This is a genomic window from Dorea acetigenes, from assembly GCF_025567385.1.
GTDB classification, from domain to species: Bacteria; Bacillota; Clostridia; order Lachnospirales; family Lachnospiraceae; genus Claveliimonas; species Claveliimonas acetigenes.
Genome location: NZ_JAOQJU010000050.1, coordinates 1 through 4,942 on the forward strand (window position 1 = coordinate 1; position 4,942 = coordinate 4,942).

2 protein-coding genes are annotated in these 4,942 nt (G+C 43.3%); both read left to right on the forward strand.

Annotated elements, in window-relative coordinates; translation table 11 throughout:
* Window positions 1–109: 109 nt before the first annotated feature.
* A complete protein-coding gene (locus OCV99_RS17880) occupies window positions 110–2,698 on the forward strand; it encodes a hypothetical protein (RefSeq protein WP_158372373.1) in 2,589 nt (862 codons plus the stop codon).
* 30 nt (window positions 2,699–2,728) lie between these two features.
* Window positions 2,729–4,942 (forward strand): GLUG motif-containing protein (locus OCV99_RS17885; RefSeq protein ID WP_262576017.1); only part of this gene is annotated, 2,214 nt, incomplete at its 3' end.

Sequence of the window (4,942 nt, forward strand, 5' to 3'; positions counted from 1 at the left end):
CATTGCTTTTTTATTTGCAAAAGTGATGAATGCCTTGAAAATATAAGGTTTTAAAGAAAAATAGGACTGTAAAACTTTACAGTACCGCAGAAGGTAAGGAGGAAAAAAGATGAAAGGTAAGAAAAGAATGTTGTCGCTGTCATTAGCGCTTATGCTGGCATGTCCGTTTTTGCCGGTAAAAGCAGAGTCGGAAGACAGTCTGGAGCCGTCGGATCTCCATTTCAGGAAATTTTATACTGGAAGAAATTTCTTTGATTCGGAAATCCCCATAAAGGATCTGGAGCTTGCGGGCGCGGAAAATGAAGAAAATGAATTGGCGTATGAAAATGGAAAACTGAAAATGGTGAACAGCCAGGAAGAAAATGCACAACAGAAAATTCTTCTTGGGGAGATGACACCATATTCCGTGTACGATCTTGCCATAAATGCGCAGAATCCGGCAGACGAAGGTGCAGCAATGGCAGGAATCATATGGGAGAAAGATGAGAATAACAGTATTTCTCTGAAAAAAGCATCTGTAGAGGAAAAAGAAGCAGTGGCGGAGAGGACGGATTATCTGGATATGCAGGACGAGCAGGTTCTGGAAGGACGCAAGCAGTCCAGTGAAGTGGCTCCGGCAGGTGTGTTTGAAAAAGTTGAAAATGGTGTAAAAGTAAAATCTGGCGGAAATGGGATTGGAGAGGGTTATCTGCACGTAGGAAAGGTAACGCAAAACTCTTACATAGAAGTAACAATTTCAGAGCAAACTAATACGACTTACACTGCTAACGCAATTGTTAAATTAAAAAATCCGGGAACTACGGGAAAGAATCATGGGATTTTTATTGCGAATAAGACGAATGGAGCTTTATCTGCAGAAGTGATTGTGGAAGGGGTCTCAAAGAAACGAGTAGAGATTTCTAATGAAGGTGTGAAAGCTCCATATGATCTGCGGGTTGAGGTTAGAGGAAGCAGTGTCTATGTGACTAGAATTAAAGAAGGCGTTACAATGGGAAGTGGTGTACTGGATTTGAGTGGAATCTATGATCTTACGGATAAAAGCGTACTAGATACATTCGATTATACCATCGGAGGCAGATTGGCGGCAGGCGAAAGTGTGACATTTGGAAAGGCCGAAATCTGGCAAGAAAAAGTTGAGCAGGAGGGAGAGGACACAGAAAATGTACTGAGCAGCCTGGATATGGAAGATTCGGAGCTTCTTGAGAAGATAGAAGTATATCATGATTTAAGTCCATATAATACTGCAGTAAAAACGGAGAAATCTGTGACCTTTACGGCAAATGGCAACAGAGGGGAATCTTATGCGGCCGTCGGCGCCCTACAGCAGGATACTGTACTAGAAGCAGAGATTCAGGGACAGACGAAGGTTGGATATACTGCAAGCGCTATTTTAAAATTTAGAGATAAGACGGCAGATAACTCTAAACCAAACGGAATCTTTCTTACACAGAGAGCAGCCGGAACCTGTACGTTGGAGGTTATTGTAAATGGAAGCAGTAAGACGAATCTTACTCTTGCCAATGATACGATAGGCTACCCCTATAAGTTAAGACTTGCACTGCATGGAAATATTGTAACGGCGTCCAGAGTGATAGGCGGTGAAGAGAAGCAGATCACAAATCTTGATGTCAGTGAATGGTTCGATCTGTCTGATCCGGAAGTATTGAAAAATTTTGAGGCTACTTTCGGCGGGAAACTGGGAACAGGCGAGTCTGTAGTTTATTCTGCCGTGTCGATAAAAGAGCATGCAGAGACAGAAGAAGCACTCTTTCCGGAAAGCGACGACGGGTATCTCCTTCAGGCAAAGAAGGATGGAAAAGTAGTTGTAAATAAGGTTATTCCCTATCCATCAGGAGTAAAAGTAGAGGCACCTTATACTATTCGTGCACACTGGGCAGGTCAGTATCTTGGTATTTGGATTGTGAAGGATGGTAAGGCGACGCAGATGGCGCTGGAAAACTTAAGTGGAACTTTCGACATGAGAGACGAGAAGGTATTTCCTGATTTTAAGGCGTATATGGAAGCTGCATTGTCACCGGGCTCCGAATTGGAAATCAGTGAATTCCGTAATTACTATACGGGAGGAGACGGACAGGCAGATCCAAAACCTCTCCATTATAAAGATGGAAAAGTAATGGTAGAGGATGGAAAGATGTGGCTTTCCATGACATTGAGAGGATATACGGATCTTCCGGCAAGTTGTCAGGCGATTTATACATTAGATCTTGAAACATATGAATTAGAGCTTCAAAATATTACGACCTTCCGAAAGCCTGGAGAGACTATACATATGGCATACCATGCGTCAGATTTTTGCTATGATGAGGATAAGGATCAGTGGATTGTAGTTACCTCTTCTCATGGTGATGACAAGATGCTGAGGGCAGGTATTATGCCGGCAGACCCAAGGGAACAGACATATATTACGGTTGATGTGGATAAGCTGTCTTATACAGGTACGGCGGCAACGAGAGGTAATTTTGAGGATCCTTCCATTATTTATAATGAGGAATACGGAAAATGGAGTATTGCTACCTGTTTTGCGGGCTTCCGTGTCTCTTTGCTCCATGCAGATGAATTTATGGGACCATATGAGGAAGTCAATGCATATATGGATACATCTTGTACGGGCGTTTTGCAGCAGAAGATTGGCGGCAAATACTATGTTTTTACCGGAAGAAGTGTAAATGGAAATTAGACGAACCTGGAAGTTTTGAATTATCCGGAGATGACCAAGAATACGTCCCTCAATATTGATGGCGTGACAGATTCCTACAATCCATGGCCAATGCTGTATCCAACTGAAAATGAAAAGGGAGAGATTGTATACAGATTGTTGACTTTTGACAGAGATTCTGTCAATGTTAGCGGCGGCGGATATTCTTATGGAAGAATTTACCTGTACGAAGCGTTGGAAAAAGAAAATAGTAAGGATGTACTGGCAGAAAAGCCAGAAGTTCAGGCAGAAAATGTAGAAGTGATTACCAATGCCGATGAACTGTGGGCAGTCAGCAAAAATATGGGCGGTAATTATAAACTTGGTGCAAATATTGATTTGAGTGATAGACAATGGTATCCTATCGGAACGGAGGAAGAACCATTTGCTGGAACATTTGATGGCGCAGGTTATGTAATTACAGGTCTGAGATCTGAAAATACGAGCGGTATGATTGGTGTCGGGTTGTTTGGATATACGTCAGAGACGGCAGAGATTAAGAATGTCAGTATTTTGGAAGGAAAGGTGAGCGGACGTATCTACACAGGTCTTCTTGTGGGATATAATAAAGGGAAAATTTCCGGTTGTGCGGTAGAAGGTACAGTAACAGGTGGATCCGAAATAGGACTTCTTGCAGGAAGAAATGCAGGTACTGTAACCGGCTGTACTTCTCAGGGAATAGTGAACGGAATCGGAAACGACAGTACCGGAGGTCTGATTGGTTCTAATGCAAAAGGAACGGTCAGAGAAAGCAGAGCGTTGGCAGAAGTAAATGGAACGGTGAATGTCGGCGGTCTTGTAGGGTATAATGACAGAGGAACGATCCAGAATACATATGCAACAGGTACTGTGACCGGAAAGAATTATGTGGGTGGTCTTGTTGGAGCTTCCGGAGCATCTGGTTCTGAAAATACTTGTCAAATTATAAATTCTTATGCAAATTGTACTGTACAGGGCAAAACGGCAGGGTCTTTGGTTGGATTTAATGATAAGAACATTACGGACTGTTTTGGAACAGGAAGCGTGAGCGGTGAATTTGTGACTGGCGGTCTGGTGGGAAGAAACAATCAGTATGGTAATGTGAAAAATTCCTATACGGATAGCAGTGTGGAAGGAAAACAATATGTAGGTATGCTGTTTGGAAAGAATGCAGGAACATTTAACACAGTAGCTTGTGCGGCCGGCATTCCAATTGGCAATAGCAAAGATACAGTTGTTTCTAACGAGATTCCGGTATTTACAGATTCCGAGACGTATGTGACTGGTGTACTGAAAAGTTGGGATGAGACAATTTGGGACACAAAGGAAGGGATGCCGGAGCTGCTTAATGCTGTAGAAGTTCCAGATAAGCCTGAACCTGCCACCCTAGAGTCTATTTCAGTTACAGCTCCGACGAAGGTTGAATATACGGTAGGAGAAAAACTTGAACTTGCAGGAATGAAAGTAATTGCTAACTATAGTGATGATACAACCATGGACATTGCGATAGAAGACTGCGAAGTAAGTGGCTACGATGCAAAGATGGTTGGCGGGCAGACGGTAACGGTAACATATGAAGGGAAGACAGACACCTTCAAGGTAACTGTGAAGGAAGCAGCGACACCGGAGATCCCGGAAGGATGGACGCTTCTGGCAGACTTTAGCTTTAACGGAGAACCGGCTGAAGGAGAAGGTTTCACTGGCGGAGAGGCCGAGGCGAAAGGTACCTATACTTTAGTAGACCATGAAGGAAACGGCAAAGCCCTGAAACTGAACGGAACAAGTCAGTTTCTGACGGTAACAAAGAAAGACGGAAGCAGTCTTCTGACGGGCATGGACGAGGTGGAAGTATCCTTCCAGATGAAGCCGTCAATGAGTGCAACAAACTGGGGATTCTTTGCAGCTCCGAATACGAATGAGCAGAAGTATCAGCAGGAGCACTATATTGGCGTTGTTAATATCAGCGGAACGGTGAATGCAGAGCGTTATAATAACTTCGGAGAAAGACCGTCTGTAGCATATTACGAGACCGGCGAGAATGCATGGATGGATGTAAAGGTTTCTTATCTGAAGGACAAGACAGTTCTGTATATCAATGGTGAGCAGGTTGCAGAAGCAGCAAGCGGATATTCATTGGCTGACATTCTTGGTGAGAACAGTGTCCTTTACATTGGTTATTCTACCTGGAAAACTGGAGAATATGCGACAGCGGAGATTGATAATTACAGGATTATCGGAAGAACCTTC

Excerpts from the sequence above, each read along its gene's own strand:
- OCV99_RS17880 (WP_158372373.1), top strand. The coding sequence starts at position 110 with ATGAAAGGTAAGAAAAGAATGTTGTCGCTGTCATTAGCGCTTATGCTG.